We start from the raw sequence: 17,818 nt of genomic DNA on the forward strand, positions 1-17,818 counted from the left end.
GCATGGCGGTCGGCGGTCCAAGGTGTGAGGCCGGAATATTGTTTGTTTCGCCACCTGTGATAATCAGGCCTGGTTCGATTTCACCTTTCGGGAACCGCGAGAAATGGACACGATTGAGGCCTTGCGCCTTTTCGTCAGCATCGCCGAGACCGGCAGCCTGTCCGGAGCGGCTCGCCTCGAGTCCGTGGCCACATCGACGGTTACGGTCGCGCTGAAGCAGCTCGAGGAGCGGGCCGGAGCAAGCCTCATCACCCGGTCCACCAGGCGGTTGTCCTTCACTCACGAGGGGCGGCAATTCCTGTCTGACTCGCGACGTATCCTAGCCGACTGGGATGCGGCGATCGCGGGTGCGCACAATGGGCCATTGCGAGGCCCGATCAAGATCACCGCTCCGCAGGAATTTAGCTGGCACGGGCTAGCGCTTGTCGTCGACCGGTTTCTACTCGAACATCCGGAAGTAAAGATCACTCTGCATTTCGCGGACGATGTCGTCGATTTGGTAGGGCACGAAATCGACGTCGCCCTACGCTTCGGCCCGTTGACTGACTCGACCTTGAAAGCGCGCTTGCTGCTGCGGGTCAGCCGAGTCGTGTGCGCGGCGCCGGCCTACTGGAATGCGCGGGGCATGCCCCAGAAGCCGGATGATCTTGCGCAGCACAATTGCCTTGTACACGCACGCCCCGACGCACCGTCCGCCGCCTGGCCTTTCCTGGTTGATGGCAAGCCGATGTCGGTCCGCGTTCAAGGAGATCGCGTTGCCAACGACAGCGCGGCCCTTCGCGACTGGGCACTCGCGGGACGCGGCATCATCCGGAGAGGCGCTTTGGGTATCCGGAAGGAGTTGAGCGCCGGCCAGATCACGACCGCGCTTGATGTATTTTCGGTCGGCGAGGCGAACCTGTATGCTGTGACAACGGCAGGCTTGCTCAGCCAGCGGGTCATCGCGTTCATCGACTTTCTGGAGCAACAGTTCCTTACCGCAAATCCCGCCATGCGCTGACGTATTAGTCGTAGCCGGCCGTCTTTGTGGATGGATGCGAGAGTTGCACGGTCGTTAGTATCGGACGGGAGCTCGGGGAGCTTTCGCACGCTTTGAGAAGCGCCCCGATCCATGGTCCACGAACATACTGCCACGAACACTGATGACGGTGCGTCTCACCCAAAAGCCATGCATGAACAATCAATGCGCCTGTTTCATGGTCGTTTGGTTTTCGTTTCATAAGGTGGGAGATTAGTATTTTCTATTACGCTGGCCATCGGCCACAACGCGCGCGAATCGATCTGCGTGTAATATCCACGTAGATTATCCCTTTCAACGAGACTTTGCGGACGCGACACCGGATCGCCGTAGCCCCCGCCACCCGGCGTCAGCACTTCTACACGGTCACCCGCCGCGATCTGGATGTCTTGGTCCTTCGAGAGATGCTCGGGCGTATATACGACGCCGTTGCGATGAACGCGGACGATGTTCGGCGCGCCGTCTTTCCCACCCAGCACGCCGGGTGGTCCAAAGCGCCCGTGGTCCATGACGAAGCTGGCACGCGCCTCGCCGCGCAGCAACTCCACTTCGTAATGCACGCCAAACCCACCGCGATGCGCGCCCGCACCCCCTGAACCTTCTCGCAAGGCGAAGCGCCGAAAGAGAACGGGATAGTATTGTTCCAGCACTTCGACGGGCGTGGTCTTGGAAATGCCGATGGTCGAGCAACCATTCGTAAGGCCGTCATGCTGGGCGTTGCCGCCGTAGCCGCCGCCGGAGATCTGATACATCACGTAAGACGTGCCCTTCCCGGGATCGAAGCCTCCCAGCGCGAAGTTGCCGGAGGTGCCGGCGGGCGCAGCAGTCACCAGATCCGGGACAGCCTGAACCAGCGCCAGAAAGACCGCCTCCGCGATGCGTTGGGAAACCTCTGCCGCGCAGCCCGAGACCGGCCGCGGATACCGGGCGTCGAGGAAGGTGCCTTCAGGCCGCAACACGCGCAGCGGCTCGAACGCCCCGGCGTTCAGCGGCACATCCGGAAATACATGCCGCACGGCGAGATAAACAGACGAGAGCGTCGTCGCGAAAACCGAATTCATCGGGCCACGGCACGGCGCACTCGACCGCGAAAAGTCGAAACTCAAAACACCGTTCGCCTTGGTCATCGTCAGCGCGATGCGCAGCGGTTCATTGACGACACCATCTGAATCGATGGAGGCTTCGCTCTCGTAGCGCCCATCCGGCACGGTGGCGAGTTTCGCGCGCATAAGGCTGCTCGCGCGCTCACGCATTTCGCCGATGACGCTTTCCACGACGTCTCGGCCGTAGCGGGCGAGCAGCTCCGTCAATCGCCGCTCGCCCATCTTGAGCGCGGCCGCTTGTGCTTTGATATCGCCGATACGCTGGTCGGCTACCCGGATATTGGAGAGTATGATCGAGAGGATCTCCTGATCCAGGATCCCCTTCTTGAAGAGCTTCACGGGCGGCAGCCGAAGCCCTTCCTGTTCGGACTCCGTCGCGTGAGCGGAAAAGCCGCCAGGAGTCATGCCGCCGGTATCCGGCCAGTGTCCCGTATTCTGCAGCCAGCAGAACAATCCGCCCTCATGGAAGAAGGGCATGGCGAAGCGCACGTCCATCAGATGCGTGCCGCCGAGATAAGGGTCGTTGACGATATAGACGTCACCCGGCTCGGGTGCTGCCACACGGCCTTCGCGGATAAGGCGAATGATCTCCCCGGTCGAGGCTTGCATCACGCCGACGAATACCGGCAAGCCAAGCTCGCCCTGCGCGATGAGGGAACCGGTGTGGCGGTCGTAGATCCCGTCGGAACGATCGTCGGCCTCGGCAATAACCGGCGAGAAGGCGGAGCGGGAGAAGGCAAGGTCCATCTCGTTGCAGACCTGCTGCAATCCGGCCTCGATGACCGCCAGGGTCAGCGGATCGGTAGCGAAGCTCACGGTCATTGGTTTAGGCCTGCCAAGGTCATGATCCGAAGATTGCCAAAAGCATCGACGCGCATCCGCGCACCAGGCTCGACAAAGGTCGTGGCATCGGGTTGCTCAATAACGGCCGGTCCCGTTACGGCAGCACCCACGCTCAGCGCCTCGCGCCGGAAGATTGGTGTGTCAGCCCAGCGTCCGTCCGCGAAGACAGGCCGCGAACCCGTTCGCGCCGTCATCGCATCGCCGGTATTCGCCGAAAGTTCGAGAAGTGAGGAAATCGGAAACGGTTTGCGGCGGCCAGTGACGGAGGTATTGAGGTTCACAAGTGTTGCTCGGATCTCCGGCATGCGGATCTGGAAGCGCGCGAAGTAAGCCTCTTCGAAAAGCGATTGCAGTGTATCGCGTCCTATTGCCGCATCGGGTATCGCCACGCGGATGAGATGGGTCTGGCCGCGGAACTGCATATCCGCCGAATGGCGAATCTCGGTGAACTGGATCTCGCCTTGCTGGGCGGCATTGATCGCGACGCCGCGTTTCACCTGATCAGCCAACACGCGATGCACCGCCGCCATCTCGACTACGTCCAGCGCAACATTCACCGTATTCACGAAGTCCTGGCGCAGGTCGGCGACCAGGCAGCCCAGCGCATTGGTCAGCCCCGGCCGCGCCGGAATGAGCACTTCCGGAATGCCGAGTTCAGCCGCGAGCGCAACCGCATGCAGCGGCCCGGCGCCGCCGAAGGCGAACAGCGTCAGGTCGCGCGGATCTCGGCCGCGCGACAGGGACACCATCCGGATCGCTCCCACCATGTGGATATTGGCAAGTGCCACTACGGCCGCCGCCGCCTGATCCACGGACAAGCCCAGCGGCCGGGCAAGGATCGCCTCGAAGATGGCGCGTATGGTCTCGACGCTGACGGGATTCGCCGCCGTCATGAGCTTCGCGGCATCGAGGCGGCCGAGCACAAGGTTGGCGTCGGTAATGGTGGGCAGCGTGCCACCTCGCCCGTAGCAGATCGGACCAGGCGTCGAGCCGGCGCTGTTTGGCCCGACACGCAGCATTCCCGCCGCATCCAGCCAGGCGATGGAACCGCCGCCCGCGCCGATAGTGCGGACATCAACCATGGGCACATGGATCGGCAGCCCGTAATCGATGGTCAACTCAGCCGAAACCTCGGGGAGTCCGCCGCTGATGAGCGCAACATCGGTGGAGGTTCCGCCCATGTCGTAGGTCACAGCGTCACCCACCCCGGACTGGGTCAGCGTCACCGCGGCGGCGATGACGCCGGAGGCCGGGCCCGACATCACAGTCTTGGCGGCTTCCCGTGCCGCGAGCGGAGCAGCGATCGTGCCGCCATTGCCGTTCATGACCAGCAACTCATGGGTGAAGCCGTCCCGGCGCAGCCCTTGCACGAGGCGATCGAGGTAGCGGTCGAGCACCGGCTGCACGGCGGCATTGACCGAGGCGGTCGTGCCGCGCTCGTATTCCCGATACTCCGACAGCAGCGCGTGGCCGAGCGTGACGTAGCTGTTCGGCCAAAGCCGGGCCGCGATCTCCCCCGCGCGGCGCTCATGCGCCGGGTTGGCATAGGAATGGAGGAAATGGATGACGAGCGCCTCGCAGCCGGACTCCAGCAAATGCCGCACTGCCGCCTCGACCGCCGCCTCATCGAGCGGCGTCACGACCTCGCCTGCGGCATTCATGCGCTCGGGCACTTCAAGGCGCAGGTCCCGTGGCACCAGCGGCTCGAAGACGCCGAACAGGCCGTAGGGGCGGGGCCGCGTACGGCGCCCGATCTCCAGCGTGTCGCGGAACCCCGCCGTCGTGACCAACCCGACGCGGGCAAGCTTGCGCTCCAGCAGCGCATTCGTCGTGACGGTCGTGCCGTGGATCACGAGGTCGAGGCCGGCGGCCGTCACGCCGGCAGCGTGGATCGCCTGCAGGACGCCTTCGGCTTGATTTTCCGTGGTGGTCGGAACTTTGGCGAAACGCACACGGCTGCCCGACTCATCCTCCTCGAACAACAGGAGGTCCGTGAAGGTCCCGCCCACATCGATCCCGGCCACGCGTCGGCTCATGAGCGGAAGCTCCGATCGTTTGTACACCAATGACTAGGACGGCGACGGGGAGGGGTAAAGCGGCGGAGGGTGCCGATGCCGGATTGAGGTTGACAGCGCCGGTAAGCGGGCAACAAGATCGTTTGTGTACTAAGGAACGCTGTTGGGCATGACGGGTGGTGGCACCTTCAGCCGGAAGCGAATAGGACGCGTCGGGTGACGCGGCCGGTTTCGCTCCGCGTCAATGGTCGCTCCCACAGCGTCGAGATCGATCCGCAGACACCGCTGCTCTTCATTCTTCGGAACGATCTGGCCCTCAACGGGCCGAAATACGGCTGCGGCCTCGGGGAATGCGGTGCCTGCACGGTGCTGATCGATGGCCTGGTCGCGCGGTCATGCTGTCTGCCGGCGGCACTGGCCGAAAACCGCGAAATCACGACTTTGGAGGGCTTAGGTTCGCCTGCCGCGCCGAATCGGGTGCAGGCCGCCTTCGTCGCCGAGCAGGGTGCGCAATGCGGTTATTGCCTGAACGGCATGATCATGACGGTCGAAGCTTTGCTGCGGCATGATCCGCATCCCGCCGAGGCTACGATACGCGAGGCACTTCGCTACAACCTGTGCCGCTGTGGCGCCCATGTCGAAATCATGCGCGCCGCCTTGCGCGCGGCGTCTGGGGCGCCCGTGAGATGACGGCGCAGCCCGACCTTCCGCGTGATCGCCGCGACTATATGCGGTGGCATGACGTGTTGCTGGTGGTGCGCGATTTACCGGACGCCTCCTCTTCGCTGCCGGACGGTGAAGAGAATGTCGAAATCTTTGTCATGGTCGGGGCGGATGGCCACGTCACGGCATTCAACGGTCATGTCGATCTCGGCACGGGCATCGGCACGGCTTTGGGCCAGATCGTCGCGGAGGAGTTGGATGTCGCCTTCGACCGCGTGACGGTCGTGCTTGGTGATCCTTCCCGCACTCCTAACCAAGGGGCGACGATTGCCAGCGAGACCATCCAGATCACCGCCGTTCCCTTGCGCCAGGCCGCCGCCACTGCCCGGCAGACCTTGTTGGCGCTTGCCGCGGATCGGCTGGGTGTTTCGCTCTCCGAGTTGCGGGTGGAGGATGGAGTCGTCCTGACGCCGAAAGGCGGCAACCTGTCGATCTCCTACGGAGAGCTTATCACGGGCAAACGGCGAGTGGTGCGGATCGATCCCGAGGCGCCGCTGCGACCGGTCGCGGGCTACCGTGTGGTGGGCCAGCCTGTCTCGCGTGTTGATCTTCCGGCGAAGGCGACCGGCCAGCTCGTCTATGTGCATGACATGCGGGTGGCTGGCATGGCGCATGGCCGTGTCGTGCGGCCACCCTATACGGGGCTCGATAGCGGGATTTTCGTCGGCACCAGCCTGATCGCGGTGGATGAGTCTTCTTTGGCCGGCATCCCCGGCATCCTGGCGGTCGTCACCATCGGCGACTTCATCGGAATTGTTGCCGAGCGCGAGGAACACGCGGCCCTCGCGGCGCAGCGCCTGACGGTGTCGTGGAAGCCGACGCCATCCTTGCCCGATCTCAGCCAGATTCAGACGGCCTTGCGCGCCAACCCGAGCACGCCGCGGCTTCTCATGAACCGCGGTGACGTGGATGCGGCGATCGCCGGCGCCGCATTGCCCATGCCACGCACCTACGTCTGGCCCTATCAGATGCACGGCTCAATCGGTCCGTCCTGTTCATTGGCCGATTTCCGGCCGGACGGGCTGACAGTCTGGTCAGGTACTCAGAACCCGCACGTGTTGCGCGCCGACATCGCCAGTCTCTTACAGCTCCCAGAGGAGCGGGTCGAAATCATCCGCATGGAGGCCGCCGGTTGCTATGGCCGCAACTGCGCCGATGACGTCAGCGCCGATGCCGCTCTGTTGTCACGTGCGGTTGGCCGCCCGGTTCGCGTGCAGCTCACGCGCGAGCAGGAGCATGCCTGGGAGCCGAAGGGCGCCGCGCAGCTCATGGAAGTTGGCGGAGGCCTCGATGCCGCGGGCGGCGTCGTTGGGTACGATTTCTCGGTGCGGTATCCGTCCAACGGCGCGCCGATCCTGGCGGCCTTGCTCACCGGCGCCATTTCGCCTGTTCCTGTCATTTCCGAAATGGGCGACCGAACCGCGATTCCGCCCTATGGCTACGAGCATATGCGTGTCGTGGCGCATGACATGCCGCCGATCGTCCGCGCCTCGTGGCTGCGCGGCGTCTCATCCATGCCGAATAGTTTCGCGCACGAATCCTGGATTGACGAGGCGGCGGCGGCGGCGCGTGTCGATCCCATCGCCTTTCGCCTGCGCTACCTGAAGGATGAACGCGCCGTCGACCTGATCCACGCGGTCGCCGAACGCGCCAATTGGGTACCGCATACCGAGCCCGGCAGCGCGGGCGGGGATGGCGATGTCCTGCGAGGGCGCGGTTTCGCCTACGCGCTCTACGTCCATAGCAAATTCCCCGGTTATGGCGCCGCCTGGTCAGCCTGGGTCGCGGATGTCGAGGTTAACAAAGCGACTGGAGAGGTCGCGGTCACGCACGTCACCGTCGGCCAGGATTCCGGGCTGATGATCAATCCGGCCGGAGTGCGTCATCAGATCCACGGCAATGTCATTCAGTCGGTCAGCCGCGTGCTGAAGGAGGAGGTGGCGTTCACGGGCACCGCCGTCGCGACGCGTGACTGGGGCACCTATCCGATCATCACCTTCCCCGAGGTGCCGGTCATCAATGTCCTGATGGTGCCGCGCCCTGATCAGCCGCCGCTTGGCGTGGGCGAGTCCGCCTCCGTCCCCAGCGCGGCGGCGATCGCCAATGCGATCTACGACGCGACGGGTGTGCGCTTCCGGGAATTACCCTTCACGCCGGAGCGTGTGCGCGCTGGTCTTGAGGCGGCGGGAATCACGCCCGCGCAACCTCCCGGCAAGGTCAGGCGCGGTTTCTGGGCCGCGCTGGGCGCGGGTTTCGCAGGCCTGGTCGGTCTCGCGACGATGGCGCTTCCCTTGCGCGCGGCCATCGCACCCGTGGCCCCAGCGGATACCTCGCTCTATTCCGCCGCCGCTGTAGCCAGGGGCAGGGTCTTGGCGGGCCTGGGCGCCTGCGCGATCTGCCATACTGTGCCCGGCGGCGCTGCTTACGCTGGCGGCTTGGGCATTCAAACGCCGTTCGGTACGGTCTACACGCCGAACATCACGCCCGATATCGGTACTGGCATCGGCACGTGGTCCTATGCGGCCTTCGATCGCGCCATGCGCGACGGGGTCAGCCGCGATGGCCACCACCTCTACCCCGCCTTTCCCTATACCGATTTCACCCGCGCAACGGATGCGGACCTGCAAGCGATCTACGCCTATCTGATGGCGCAAGCGCCCGTCGGTTCGGTGGCGCCGCAAACGGCATTGGCCTTCCCTTTCAGTCTGCGCCCACTCATGGCCGCATGGAATCTCCTGTTCCATCGGCCTGGCGCCTACCAGCCGGATCTGATCCGCTCGGCGCAATGGAATCGCGGCGCCTATCTCGTGGAGGGTCTTGGCCATTGCGGGGCCTGCCACACGGGTCGCAACCTGCTTGGTGCCGAGCGGGCCTCTCGCCCCATGGGCGGCGCGGTCGCCGACGGCTGGGAGGCGCCACCGCTCATGGGCCTGTCCCATGCGCCGATCCCCTGGAGCGAGGGCGAACTCTTCGTCTACCTCCGAACCGGTTATTCCGCGTTGCATGGTCCTGCGGCCGGACCAATGGCGCCCGTCATTCAGGAACTTGCTGGTTTGCCGGAGGCCGATCTCCTCGCCATGGCTCACTACCTCGCCTCCAGCCAATCGGCGCCGGTGACGGCCGAGACGGAGGCGCGGATGGTGGCCGAGATCAAAGCCTCCACGACAGGTGCTATGCGAATTTCGGGCGGTCCAGGCGCGCGAATCTATCAAAACGCCTGCGCTGTCTGTCATGAGGCCGCCGTGATGCCGCAATTCGGCGTGCAGCCGAATCTTGCGCTCAACAGCAACCTGCACAGCGCGTCACCCAACAACCTCATTCGAGTGATCCTGAACGGCATCCAGACACCGGCGAACAAGAGCCTGGGCGCCATGCCCGGCTTCGCCGAAACGCTCAACGACGCCCAATTGACGGATCTTGTGGGCTTCCTGCGGCGCCAATTCGCACCGGGCAAGCCGGCATGGCCTGCTCTCCAATCCCGCATCGCGCGGCTACGCGCGGAGACCTCCGCATCATGAGCGAAGCATCCGCCCCGGGGATCGTGCGCTGCGATGCTTGCCCGGTCATGTGCAATATCCGGCCGGGTACCGCTGGCGCCTGCGACCGCTATGCCAATGACGGTGGCATGCTGGTCCGTGTCGATCCTCTGGTGCTGCTGGAACGCACGGTTGCCCAGGGCGGTACTGTCGTTCCCTTTGGCGATAGCGTGGAGTGGGACGGCCGGATGGTGTGCGGCGCCGAGACTTTCGTCACCGCGATCGGCGCTGGCACGACTTATCCGGACTACAAGCCGGCGCCCTTCATCGTCTCGACCATGGTCGAAGGCGTCGACATGGTGACCGTCGTTACAGAGGGCATCTTCAGCTATTGCGGCGTGAAGGTGAAGATCGACACCGACCGGCATCTCGGCCCCGAGCGCGCGCTGGTGCTCGCCCAGGGTGAGCCCGTGGGGCATGTGACTACCGCCGAATACGGCTCGCAGATGCTGTCTCTTGGTGGTGTCGGCCACTTGACTGGCGGCGGCAAGAAGGAAGGCCGCGTCACCTGTGAGACGCTCCTCGATCTTTCGAATGGCAAGGCGGTCGAGCTGACGATCGAGACGGGAGCAAGCGTAATCGTGCAAGCGGGGCGTGCGCCGGTCGTGAACGGCGTGGCCGAAGATCGCATGCGTGTCGGCTGTGGATCGGCGACGATCGGCATCTTCGCCCGCCAATGGGTTGGCAAGATCGACGAGGTGGTGGTGGTAGACGACCACATTACCGGCGTGCTGTCCGAGCATCAGGCGGGCAAGATGCTGGACATTCCACCGACCGGCATTCGCATGCGCGGACGGCGTTCCACGCCCGGCCGCTACTTTCAGGTGGCGCATCCCGGCACTGGCTGGGGCGGCACCGATATTTCGGATCCTCTGTCGATCCTTGAACCTTTTGACCCCAAGCATGCGCGGGCGGGCATGCGGATGCTGATGGTCAGCACCACCGGCGAACATTCCGCCTATTACGAGTTGGACGAGGCTTTGCGTCCGATCGCGCATCCGCTTCCCGAGGTTCTCGTGCAATCGGTCGAACGCATTGCCGAAAATTGCGAGCCTGCTTTGTGCAGCGTGGTCTTCGTCGGTGGCGCCGGAGGATCGCTGCGCGCCGGTGTCACCGACAATCCAGTGAGGCTGACGCGAGCTGTGTCGGAGGGTATCACTCGGCTGACCTGCGGCGGCGCGCCGGTCTATCTTTGGCCAGGCGGAGGTATCACATTCATGGTCGATGTGACGCGACTGCCCGAGAACGCTTTCGGCTACGTCCCGACGCCCGCCTTGGTCGCGCCGATCGAGTTCACCATGCCGTTGACGCAGTTTGCCGCCATGGGTGGGCACATGGACCATGTGCGGCCTGCGGCCTCGCTAGTGCTTGATGGCACACCGCGCCACGTCAAGGCGAATGCCGAGAATCCCTGGCCTTGGGCGCCGCTGGAACCACGGGCTCGGGAATGAGGGCCACCGCGCGACTGATGACCGGGTCTGGCACGCCGCGTCTGCATCTTCAGGATGGGCCGATCGACCTCATCCTGTTGGCCGAAGGTACGGCGCATGCCGTTGACACCGCCTATCACGCCGCGGTGCGGGCCTTCGCGACAGTGCTCGATCGGCTATGCGCGGAACTGCCGCTGGTGCGCGCGCCAGTCACTTCCAATGTGCCCTGGCCTGTCGATCCCATTGCCTGCCGCATGCGTGCCGCTGTCTCGCCTTTCACGCGGTTCGGCTTTATCACGCCGATGGCGGCGGTGGCAGGCGCCGTGGCGGAGACCATGCTCGCGATCATGACCGAGGCCGCGCCCCTGAGTCGTGCCTGTGTCAACAATGGCGGTGACATTGCTGTGCATCTTGGACCGCGGCAGAGCCTGACCGTCGGCATGGTCTCGCGCCCAAAATTGCCGGAGCGCAACGGCCCAGATTTTTTCGGGAACCTCACGATCGATCATGCGGACACGATACGCGGCATCGCCACCAGTGGCTGGCGGGGCCGGAGTTTCTCACGCGGCATCGCTGATGCGGTGACGGTCTTGGCGGTGACGGCGGCCGCGGCAGACGCGGCTGCTACCGTGATCGCCAATGCCGTCGATCTCCCTGCGCATCCGAACATTCTTCGCCGACCGGCGAGCACGATCCAACCCGATAGCGACCTCGGCGAAATTCTCGTCACTTGCGGTGTCGGCCGGCTGTCCAGTCGCGAAATTGACGAAGCACTGGCGTGTGGATTGTGCCTTGCAGAACGTCTGGCGGCGGAAGGCGAGATCGTGGCGGCCGCGCTTCATCTCAGCGGTCGCAGTGTTGCCACGTCGATGTTGCCGGCAGTTTCGATCCCGCGCCGCATTGCGCGATTGGTAGATGCCTAGGGCCGAGTTCCGATGAAGCAAGGTGACCAGGGAACCCACTTGGCCCAAATTTCATGAGGACGAACCAACGCCGGTCGCCGACCGCGATCTACCGATTGGATGCGCAGATCGGCTTTGTCCTGCGCCAGGTGAGTCAGCGCCACACGACGATATTCGGGCAGATGATTGGCGATGGGCTCAAACCTACACAATGGGCAGTGCTCGCCCGCCTCTACGAGATCGGCGTGACCCCCCAGACTGCCTTGGGCCGCGCGGTTTCGATGGATGGAGCCACGGTGAAGGGAACGGTCGATAGGCTGGTCAAGCGCGGGCTCGCGAAGCGTCTGCGTGATCCCGCGGATGGTCGAAAAATCCTGGTTGATCTGACCGAGGCCGGGCGACAAGTGACGACGCGGAACTTCGGCCGCGCAATCGCCATCAGCCGCGAAACCATCGCGCCGCTGACAGAGTCGGAATCGGTTCTTCTCACGCAACTCTTAGAGAAGCTGAGGTGAGTGCTCAGGCGTCGCCGAACTGTAGAGTTACGCTGATTGTAGGAACCGCAAAATCTCATCGCTGCGCGTTATCTGAACGAGAGGGGCGAATGTCGATAGGAGAGACAGAGCCTGGTCATGGAAAAGTGGGGATGACCCCGCGCAGGCGTCCGCAACTACCCGCACCGATCTGCCGTTGTCTATCGCGGCTAGCACTGTCGCAAGCACGCAACATTCTGTCGCAACGCCGCAAACGGCAATCGGCGCGTCTGAACCCAGCACGGCGGCCATGCCACTGTCCCATTTGCCAAATGTCGCGCGGGTCTCGGTTCTATACGACAGGTGTTCGGCCAGCATGAGATCCCAGGCCTTATCGTCGGACGGCAGCAACAGCGAGGCGAACTTCTCGAAATAGCCCTCCCAGGCACCGACAAGCGGTTGTGGGGAAATGTATCGTGTCGCAATCACGCGGCCCGCGTAGGCAGCGATGAGCGTCTCGATCGGGGCGAGAACCTCATCGAACTGGCCTACCGCCCATGGGCTCGCCGGATCGGCGAAGACACGCTGCATGTCAATGACGAGAAGCCATTCTCGACCAGATGGGTCACTTGGGTCTCGCAGAGGAGCAACCTCAATCATCAGCGTGATTCCCCGAAATTGGGTCTGCCTCCACGGAGCGTCCACCATGCCAGAGTTGTATGACGCTGTGCCGACGAGACGGAATCGTCAACGTGAAGCCATTTTCGGTGAAGGCGGGGGTCGCCGCTGCGCCGTCGATTTCACAAACGCGCAGCCCGGCCTCGGCAATTCCATAGAGCGACAGGATGACCTCGGTCGCCGCTGAGGCGGGAGTAGCCGCGATCCTGGTGGTGTTCTCGGTTGCAGTTGGCAAGGCTACATGACTTGCGTTCTCGGCTTTAAGAAACAGCCGGCCGTTCAGCGCGAGGTGGATACTCTCCCCCAGGCGCGTGGCGCGCCATTCCGCACCCGGCTCGACCAGCGTAGCGTCCTCTCCCGCCTTCGGCGCGAATGCCCGGCCTTCCCAAGGCGACAGATCAGCGGTGTCGAGCATGCGGATCGCCGGGATCAAGGCGCCCCAAGTATAGAACCGGTCCGCATCCCGACTGTCATCTCCGGACGGATCGATGCGGTGGAAGTTTTCCCGGCAGATCCGCGCTTCATTCCAGCCAGTTTCGAACATCCGCCATGCCCGTTCGGCCAGTTTGGTCGCGATGTCGCGGCGCCCATGGCGGCGCAGCCCCTCCCAGACGAGAAACAGATGAGGCGGCCAGATCCGGCCACGCCAATAAACGTCGTCAGCGCTTGCCGGGTCATCGTGACTGGATGACGGCAATACGCGCTCGCCCCAGAACTTCTCCGGATTCACGAGATAGCGATCGATGAGCGCCGACGCCTGCGCCTCCGTTGCGGCGCCGGCGATCAATGGGAAGAAGCAGGCCGCGGAGAGGGAGCCGACGAATGCGCCCGACCAGTGCCGACCGGCGAAGACTTGACGATTTGGGTCCCATAATCTCTCCGAGATACGGGCATTAAGCCGCTCCGCCGTCGCCCGCAATTCGATGGCCGTGGCGGTGTCGCCCAATTCCGTGGCGATCCGCGCCAGGAATTGCGCATCGAGCGAGACGAGACTGTTCAGCCCCGGCTCGGCCATGGTGAGGGTGTGCACGCCAGGATCGAAGCCGCTTTCGTCGAAGATCGGGGCGTTGTCCATGAAGGATTCGTCCATGGCCGCTTGTTTCGTATGGACGAAAGCACCAGTTCCGGTGGGTGAACTGCCATATTCGATGAGGCCGTCCGCATTGCCGTCCCGCTTCTCGATCCACCAGCGATGCGCCCGCAAAAGCGGTGCGAAATGCAGCGCAAGCAGGGAACGGTCTCCGATCAATTCAAAGATGCGCCAGAGAATATAGCCGCCGAGCGGAGATTGGGAGCGATCAATCCATTCCTGCGTCGCGGTCCGAAGACATGGCAAATTTCCCTCGGGAGATTGGTATTCCAAGGCAGCCGCAAGATTGGCTCGTGCGGTTTCCCAATTGCCCGCCAGCGCCGCTAGCAGCGCGTGGAACAGCATGTCGTTCAGCCACACGCCCCAGCCGGAGAATTTCGTCGTCAGCCAATTACGCGTGAGAACAGTCGTCGGCCGATGGTTCGCAGGGTCCCATAGGGTATTCCAAGCCACGACGTCCCGCACCGCTTGGCGAGGAGGCGTGTCCTTGGTTGCGGCGGCGGTGGCGGAGTCGAGGAGCCTAGACGCCCGCGAAAGAAGTGAATCCGTTGCCTCGACGGCCATTTCTCGATCCGTGCCGAAAGTGGCTGCGATGACGATCTCCGGATGCATTTGCGCATTGAACCGCAGGACGCCCCAGCGTCCGAGTTTTGCGGCGCGAGGTGGCGCGTAATAGCCTTGGCTTTGGATGTCGCCGCGAAATGTCTCGATCGTCTCGTAGGCGCCGCCGAAAACAGCCGGATCCCGCGACGCCACGGATATCCACAGCGACCGGTGGCGGCCGATCAGGCGCGGGTTCTCTCGCAGCGGGAGAGGCTCTGCATTTTCGACTTCGATCCAGGGCTCGTCGGGACGCCAGGGAAGGGGGCCTCCGCCATGCTCCAGGAAGCCAACTTCGAGCGCGAGCCAGAAGCGCAAACCCCATTCCCCAAGCCGAACCATCCGAAGGCGGGCGGAGAGCGCATGCGCGTGATCCTTGGCGAAGGTCAGCTCCATCTCGCTATCCGCATGAGCGATCCGGGCACGAATGAAGCCGCCATCCGAGGTATGTTCCAGCATCTTCACGCCGGAACCGACGCCGAGCAGCCGGTAGTTTCCCTCCGCGCTGCTGAAGGCCGAGAACCGCAGGCAAAACCCCGTCGGTAAATGAACCATGGAGAGCGGATCTTGCTGATCCCAGCTATTCCATTGGTGGGACAGGCTGACCGTCATCGACGCTCCGCGACTGGCAGCACGCGCGCCTGCCGAATGCGGACCCAGACGGGTGAACCAGGATCCCATGAGGCTATCGCGAGGATATCGGGAGAGAGGGCCAAAATCGCCATAGCGTTTCCCTCAACCTCGACGCGCACGGTGACAACCGCGCCGCCGAACTCGACGCCGGTGACTGTGCCCGCCAATGCGTCCGGTGGTTTAGCCGTGCCCTGAGCCGGTTGGACCGTGAGTTGTTCGGGACGGACCGCGAGGTGCATCGGGCCTGACAGCTTCGCGGCCACTACCGTCACCGCAAGCCCCGAGGCGGGAACGAAATCCTGCGCGCCAAGGCGCAGCACCATTCCCCCATCTCCAGGCCGGCTCTCGACATTCAGCAGGTTGATCGGTCCGAGGAAGCCAGCGACAAATTCATCGACCGGGTTGCGGTAGATGTCATGGGGCGAGCCCTCCTGCCGCAGCGCGCCGGATTCCAGGACCAGAACACGATCGGCCAGGAACAGAGCTTCCTCCTGATCATGCGTTACCATGACCGTTGTGACACCTGTCTCCGCCTGGATGCGTTTGAGTTCTTCGCGCACCTCCTGCCGCACTTTACGATCCAGCGCGGAAAGCGGTTCGTCGAGCAACAGCAGTTGCGGCTGGATCACCAAGGCACGTGCAAGCGCCACACGCTGTTGTTGGCCGCCGGAAAGTGCCGCTGGCCGACGATGCTCAAAGCCGGACATACGGACCAAAGCCAGGACATCCTGAACTCGACGCTGCCGCTCAAGCTTCGGGACGCGCCGCATACGAAGTCCGAAGGCGATATTTTGCGAAACGGTCATATGTGGAAACAAAGCGTAATTCTGAAAAACCACCCCGATGTTTCTGTGTTCGGGCAAGGTGTCGGTGATCACGGACCCGGACAGTGTGACGGTGCCCGCATCGGCCGGGGTGAATCCGGCGATGATCTTGAGCAGTGTTGTTTTGCCGGATCCAGACGGGCCCAGAAGGGTGTGGAACTCGCCGCCGGGAACGCTAAGACTCACGTCCTGCAATACGTGCGTAGCATTATAAGTCTTATGAACTTTACCGACAACGAGGCCAAGTGCGGGGTCGAGCTTGCTCATCTCTAGCCTCCGCCGGGAAGGCCGGAATTGCGCAAGCCCAGGCGGTGCAGAAGCAGGATGATGACGCAGGTCGCGGCGACGATAACAGTGGCGAGTGCGTTCAGGTCGGGCAAGTAGCCGACGCGGATGAGCGTGTAGATTTTTAGAGGCAGTGTCTGAACTCCAAACGGAGCCAAGAAATACTGGATCAGGAAATTATTGAACGAGACCATGAATGAGATCAGCGTGCCGCTAAGGATCGCGGGCAGGATGAGAGGCGCGCTCACGCGTATAAAGGTCACAAAGGCGCTCGCACCCAGGGATCGCGCCGCGTGATCGAGGTCAGGGTCAAGCGCTCGCAGCCGGGCCGCGACGATGAAGACGACGTAAGGCAAGGTCGTGGCGAGAAGGCCGAGATACATCGAGAACAAGCCTCGGCCGAGGCCGATCGCATTCATGACCAATAGCATCGCCAGGCCAAGGATCAGCCAGGGCACTGTGATTGCGCTGAGCAAGGCAACCTTGAGGATCGTGGCACCGAGGCGCGTCGCTCGCTTTTCGAGCCAGACCGCCGCTGTGGTGCCAAATACGCTAGCGCTGATTGCCACGACAAACGATAGCTGCAACGATAACCAGGTCGGCGCCAGCAGCCCGGAATTCCTGAAGAGCGCGCCATACCATTTCAGCGTTCCTTGAAAAGGCAGCGTTCCGTAGGGCGAGATGTTGAATGATAGCAGAATGATTATAAACAGAGGCACAAATAGGATCGCCAGGCTGACGGTCAGCACTGCGACCATGCCCGGTGAAATTGCCTCCGCGTCACGCAGGCGTGGCATGGCGCGCTTTCCTCTCCGCGGACAGCCATTCGAGAGCCGGTCTCAACCCGCCGACAACTCCAGTAATCGCGAGCATGCCGAGCAGGAGCAGGATCGACAAGGCGGAGCCGAAAGAAGGATCATCGGCGCGCGTCATCTGATCGGCGATGACGTTGCCGAGCAACAGCCCGTGGGGGCCGCCCAAAATCGCTGATTCGACGAAGGCACCTCCCATGGGCACGAAAACCATGATGAGGCCCGACACCAGGCTGGGCGAGGCCAGAGGGAAGACGACGTGGCGCAGACGGTGCCATCGACTTGCTCCCAGCGAAGCCGCGGCGGCGAGGAAGTTCGCGTCGACCCGCTGCATGCCGGAGAAAAGAACGAAAATCATCAGAGGCAGATTCTCATAGACTAGCATCACCAGCGTCGCCGGCTGCGAATAGAGGATCGACGCGCCGGGTTTCGCGAGACCGAGCAGGCGAAGGAATTCCATCACCGGGCTGCCTGGTCCGAGAACCACAAAGATGCTGTAGATCAGGAGCAAATAGGAGGTGAGATACGGAATGATGATCGCAAGCAAGATAGGATTGCGGGCTCTTCCCGGCAGTCGCGAGAGCACCCAGGCAGGCGACCAGGCCAGCGCTGCCGTCACGAGGGAAGCGGCGCCGGCGGTGATCAGCGTCTTCAGCGCGAGATGCAGATACAACCCCGTGCCGAAGAGTCGCGCGTAGCTGTCGAAAGACAAAGGTGCCGCCGGTCCATCTGGCGCGAAGCTGAACCAGACGAGCACGGCGAGCGGGATGATCACCATGAGCGCTAATACGCCCGCCGCCGGAAGTAGCAGAACGGGCGTGGTCATCGCGGAGATGAGGCGACGGCCCATCAG

At 63.3% G+C, this 17,818-nt stretch carries 13 protein-coding genes; 6 read left to right on the forward strand and 7 right to left on the reverse strand.

From position 1 onward, the window contains the following. Positions 1-103 precede the first annotated feature (103 nt). Entirely contained in the window at positions 104-1,000 is an 897-nt protein-coding gene (locus GSQ92_RS24850; protein ID WP_158801408.1) for a LysR family transcriptional regulator, read from the forward strand. Between the two features lie 194 nt (positions 1,001-1,194). Here GSQ92_RS24850 and GSQ92_RS24855 read toward each other — a convergent pair whose 3' ends face one another. Continuing rightward, positions 1,195-2,943 (reverse strand): hydantoinase B/oxoprolinase family protein, encoded by a 1,749-nt coding sequence (locus GSQ92_RS24855; protein ID WP_158801406.1) that lies wholly within the window; start codon positions 2,941-2,943, stop codon positions 1,195-1,197. Continuing rightward, entirely contained in the window at positions 2,940-5,000 is a 2,061-nt protein-coding gene (locus GSQ92_RS24860; RefSeq protein WP_158801404.1) for a hydantoinase/oxoprolinase family protein, read from the reverse strand. The genes GSQ92_RS24855 and GSQ92_RS24860 overlap by 4 nt, the downstream gene beginning before the upstream one ends. 195 nt (positions 5,001-5,195) lie before the next feature. Between GSQ92_RS24860 and GSQ92_RS24865 the strand changes: the two genes are divergently transcribed. Genes GSQ92_RS24865 through GSQ92_RS24885 form a run of 5 tightly spaced genes read left to right on the forward strand, consistent with a single transcriptional unit; the run spans position 5,196 to position 12,085 of the window. Beyond that, positions 5,196-5,669: a (2Fe-2S)-binding protein gene (locus tag GSQ92_RS24865; protein WP_158801402.1), complete on the forward strand. Its 474-nt coding sequence runs from the start codon at positions 5,196-5,198 to the stop codon at positions 5,667-5,669. Continuing rightward, the gene (locus GSQ92_RS24870) at positions 5,666-9,220 is read left to right on the forward strand and encodes a molybdopterin cofactor-binding domain-containing protein (protein ID WP_159014185.1); all 3,555 of its coding nucleotides are present in this window, start codon (positions 5,666-5,668) and stop codon (positions 9,218-9,220) included. The genes GSQ92_RS24865 and GSQ92_RS24870 overlap by 4 nt, the downstream gene beginning before the upstream one ends. Beyond that, positions 9,217-10,689 carry a 6-hydroxynicotinate reductase gene (locus tag GSQ92_RS24875; protein WP_158801398.1) on the forward strand — a complete coding sequence of 491 codons (1,473 nt, stop codon included), beginning with the start codon at positions 9,217-9,219 and terminating at the stop codon, positions 10,687-10,689. The genes GSQ92_RS24870 and GSQ92_RS24875 overlap by 4 nt, the downstream gene beginning before the upstream one ends. Further along, positions 10,686-11,591: a UPF0280 family protein gene (locus tag GSQ92_RS24880; RefSeq protein WP_158801396.1), complete on the forward strand. Its 906-nt coding sequence runs from the start codon at positions 10,686-10,688 to the stop codon at positions 11,589-11,591. The genes GSQ92_RS24875 and GSQ92_RS24880 overlap by 4 nt, the downstream gene beginning before the upstream one ends. Before the next feature lie 53 nt (positions 11,592-11,644). After that, positions 11,645-12,085: a MarR family winged helix-turn-helix transcriptional regulator gene (locus tag GSQ92_RS24885; protein ID WP_158801394.1), complete on the forward strand. Its 441-nt coding sequence runs from the start codon at positions 11,645-11,647 to the stop codon at positions 12,083-12,085. Between the two features lie 27 nt (positions 12,086-12,112). Here the strand turns inward: GSQ92_RS24885 and GSQ92_RS24890 are convergent, their stop codons facing one another. The 5 genes from GSQ92_RS24890 to GSQ92_RS24910 are packed head-to-tail and all read right to left on the reverse strand — an operon-like array spanning position 12,113 to position 17,815. Then, positions 12,113-12,703: a cysteine hydrolase gene (locus GSQ92_RS24890; RefSeq protein ID WP_158801392.1), complete on the reverse strand. Its 591-nt coding sequence runs from the start codon at positions 12,701-12,703 to the stop codon at positions 12,113-12,115. Further along, a complete protein-coding gene (locus GSQ92_RS24895) occupies positions 12,696-15,023 on the reverse strand; it encodes an MGH1-like glycoside hydrolase domain-containing protein (protein ID WP_158801390.1) in 2,328 nt (775 codons plus the stop codon). Before GSQ92_RS24895 ends, GSQ92_RS24890 begins: the two co-directional genes overlap by 8 nt. Further along, positions 15,020-16,135 (reverse strand): ABC transporter ATP-binding protein, encoded by a 1,116-nt coding sequence (locus GSQ92_RS24900; protein ID WP_158801388.1) that lies wholly within the window; start codon positions 16,133-16,135, stop codon positions 15,020-15,022. Before GSQ92_RS24900 ends, GSQ92_RS24895 begins: the two co-directional genes overlap by 4 nt. Positions 16,136-16,137: 2 nt before the next feature. Continuing rightward, positions 16,138-16,950, reverse strand: a complete 813-nt coding sequence (locus GSQ92_RS24905) for an ABC transporter permease (protein WP_158801386.1) — start codon at positions 16,948-16,950, stop codon at positions 16,138-16,140. After that, positions 16,934-17,815 (reverse strand): ABC transporter permease, encoded by an 882-nt coding sequence (locus tag GSQ92_RS24910; RefSeq protein WP_158801384.1) that lies wholly within the window; start codon positions 17,813-17,815, stop codon positions 16,934-16,936. The genes GSQ92_RS24905 and GSQ92_RS24910 overlap by 17 nt, the downstream gene beginning before the upstream one ends. Positions 17,816-17,818: the final 3 nt, after the last annotated feature.

The sequence above is a fragment of the Acidisoma sp. S159 genome (assembly GCF_009766125.1).
GTDB lineage: Bacteria > Pseudomonadota > Alphaproteobacteria > Acetobacterales > Acetobacteraceae > Acidisoma.

Coding starts and splice junctions, on each gene's coding strand:
- GSQ92_RS24885 (WP_158801394.1), top strand. CDS start 11,645: ATGAGGACGAACCAACGCCGGTCGCCGACCGCGATCTACCGATTGGAT.
- GSQ92_RS24860 (WP_158801404.1), bottom strand. CDS start 5,000: ATGAGCCGACGCGTGGCCGGGATCGATGTGGGCGGGACCTTCACGGAC.
- GSQ92_RS24870 (WP_159014185.1), top strand. CDS start 5,666: ATGACGGCGCAGCCCGACCTTCCGCGTGATCGCCGCGACTATATGCGG.
- GSQ92_RS24910 (WP_158801384.1), bottom strand. CDS start 17,815: ATGGGCCGTCGCCTCATCTCCGCGATGACCACGCCCGTTCTGCTACTT.
- GSQ92_RS24895 (WP_158801390.1), bottom strand. CDS start 15,023: ATGACGGTCAGCCTGTCCCACCAATGGAATAGCTGGGATCAGCAAGAT.
- GSQ92_RS24900 (WP_158801388.1), bottom strand. CDS start 16,135: ATGAGCAAGCTCGACCCCGCACTTGGCCTCGTTGTCGGTAAAGTTCAT.
- GSQ92_RS24880 (WP_158801396.1), top strand. CDS start 10,686: ATGAGGGCCACCGCGCGACTGATGACCGGGTCTGGCACGCCGCGTCTG.
- GSQ92_RS24875 (WP_158801398.1), top strand. CDS start 9,217: ATGAGCGAAGCATCCGCCCCGGGGATCGTGCGCTGCGATGCTTGCCCG.
- GSQ92_RS24890 (WP_158801392.1), bottom strand. CDS start 12,703: ATGATTGAGGTTGCTCCTCTGCGAGACCCAAGTGACCCATCTGGTCGA.
- GSQ92_RS24855 (WP_158801406.1), bottom strand. CDS start 2,943: ATGACCGTGAGCTTCGCTACCGATCCGCTGACCCTGGCGGTCATCGAG.
- GSQ92_RS24905 (WP_158801386.1), bottom strand. CDS start 16,950: ATGCCACGCCTGCGTGACGCGGAGGCAATTTCACCGGGCATGGTCGCA.
- GSQ92_RS24850 (WP_158801408.1), top strand. CDS start 104: ATGGACACGATTGAGGCCTTGCGCCTTTTCGTCAGCATCGCCGAGACC.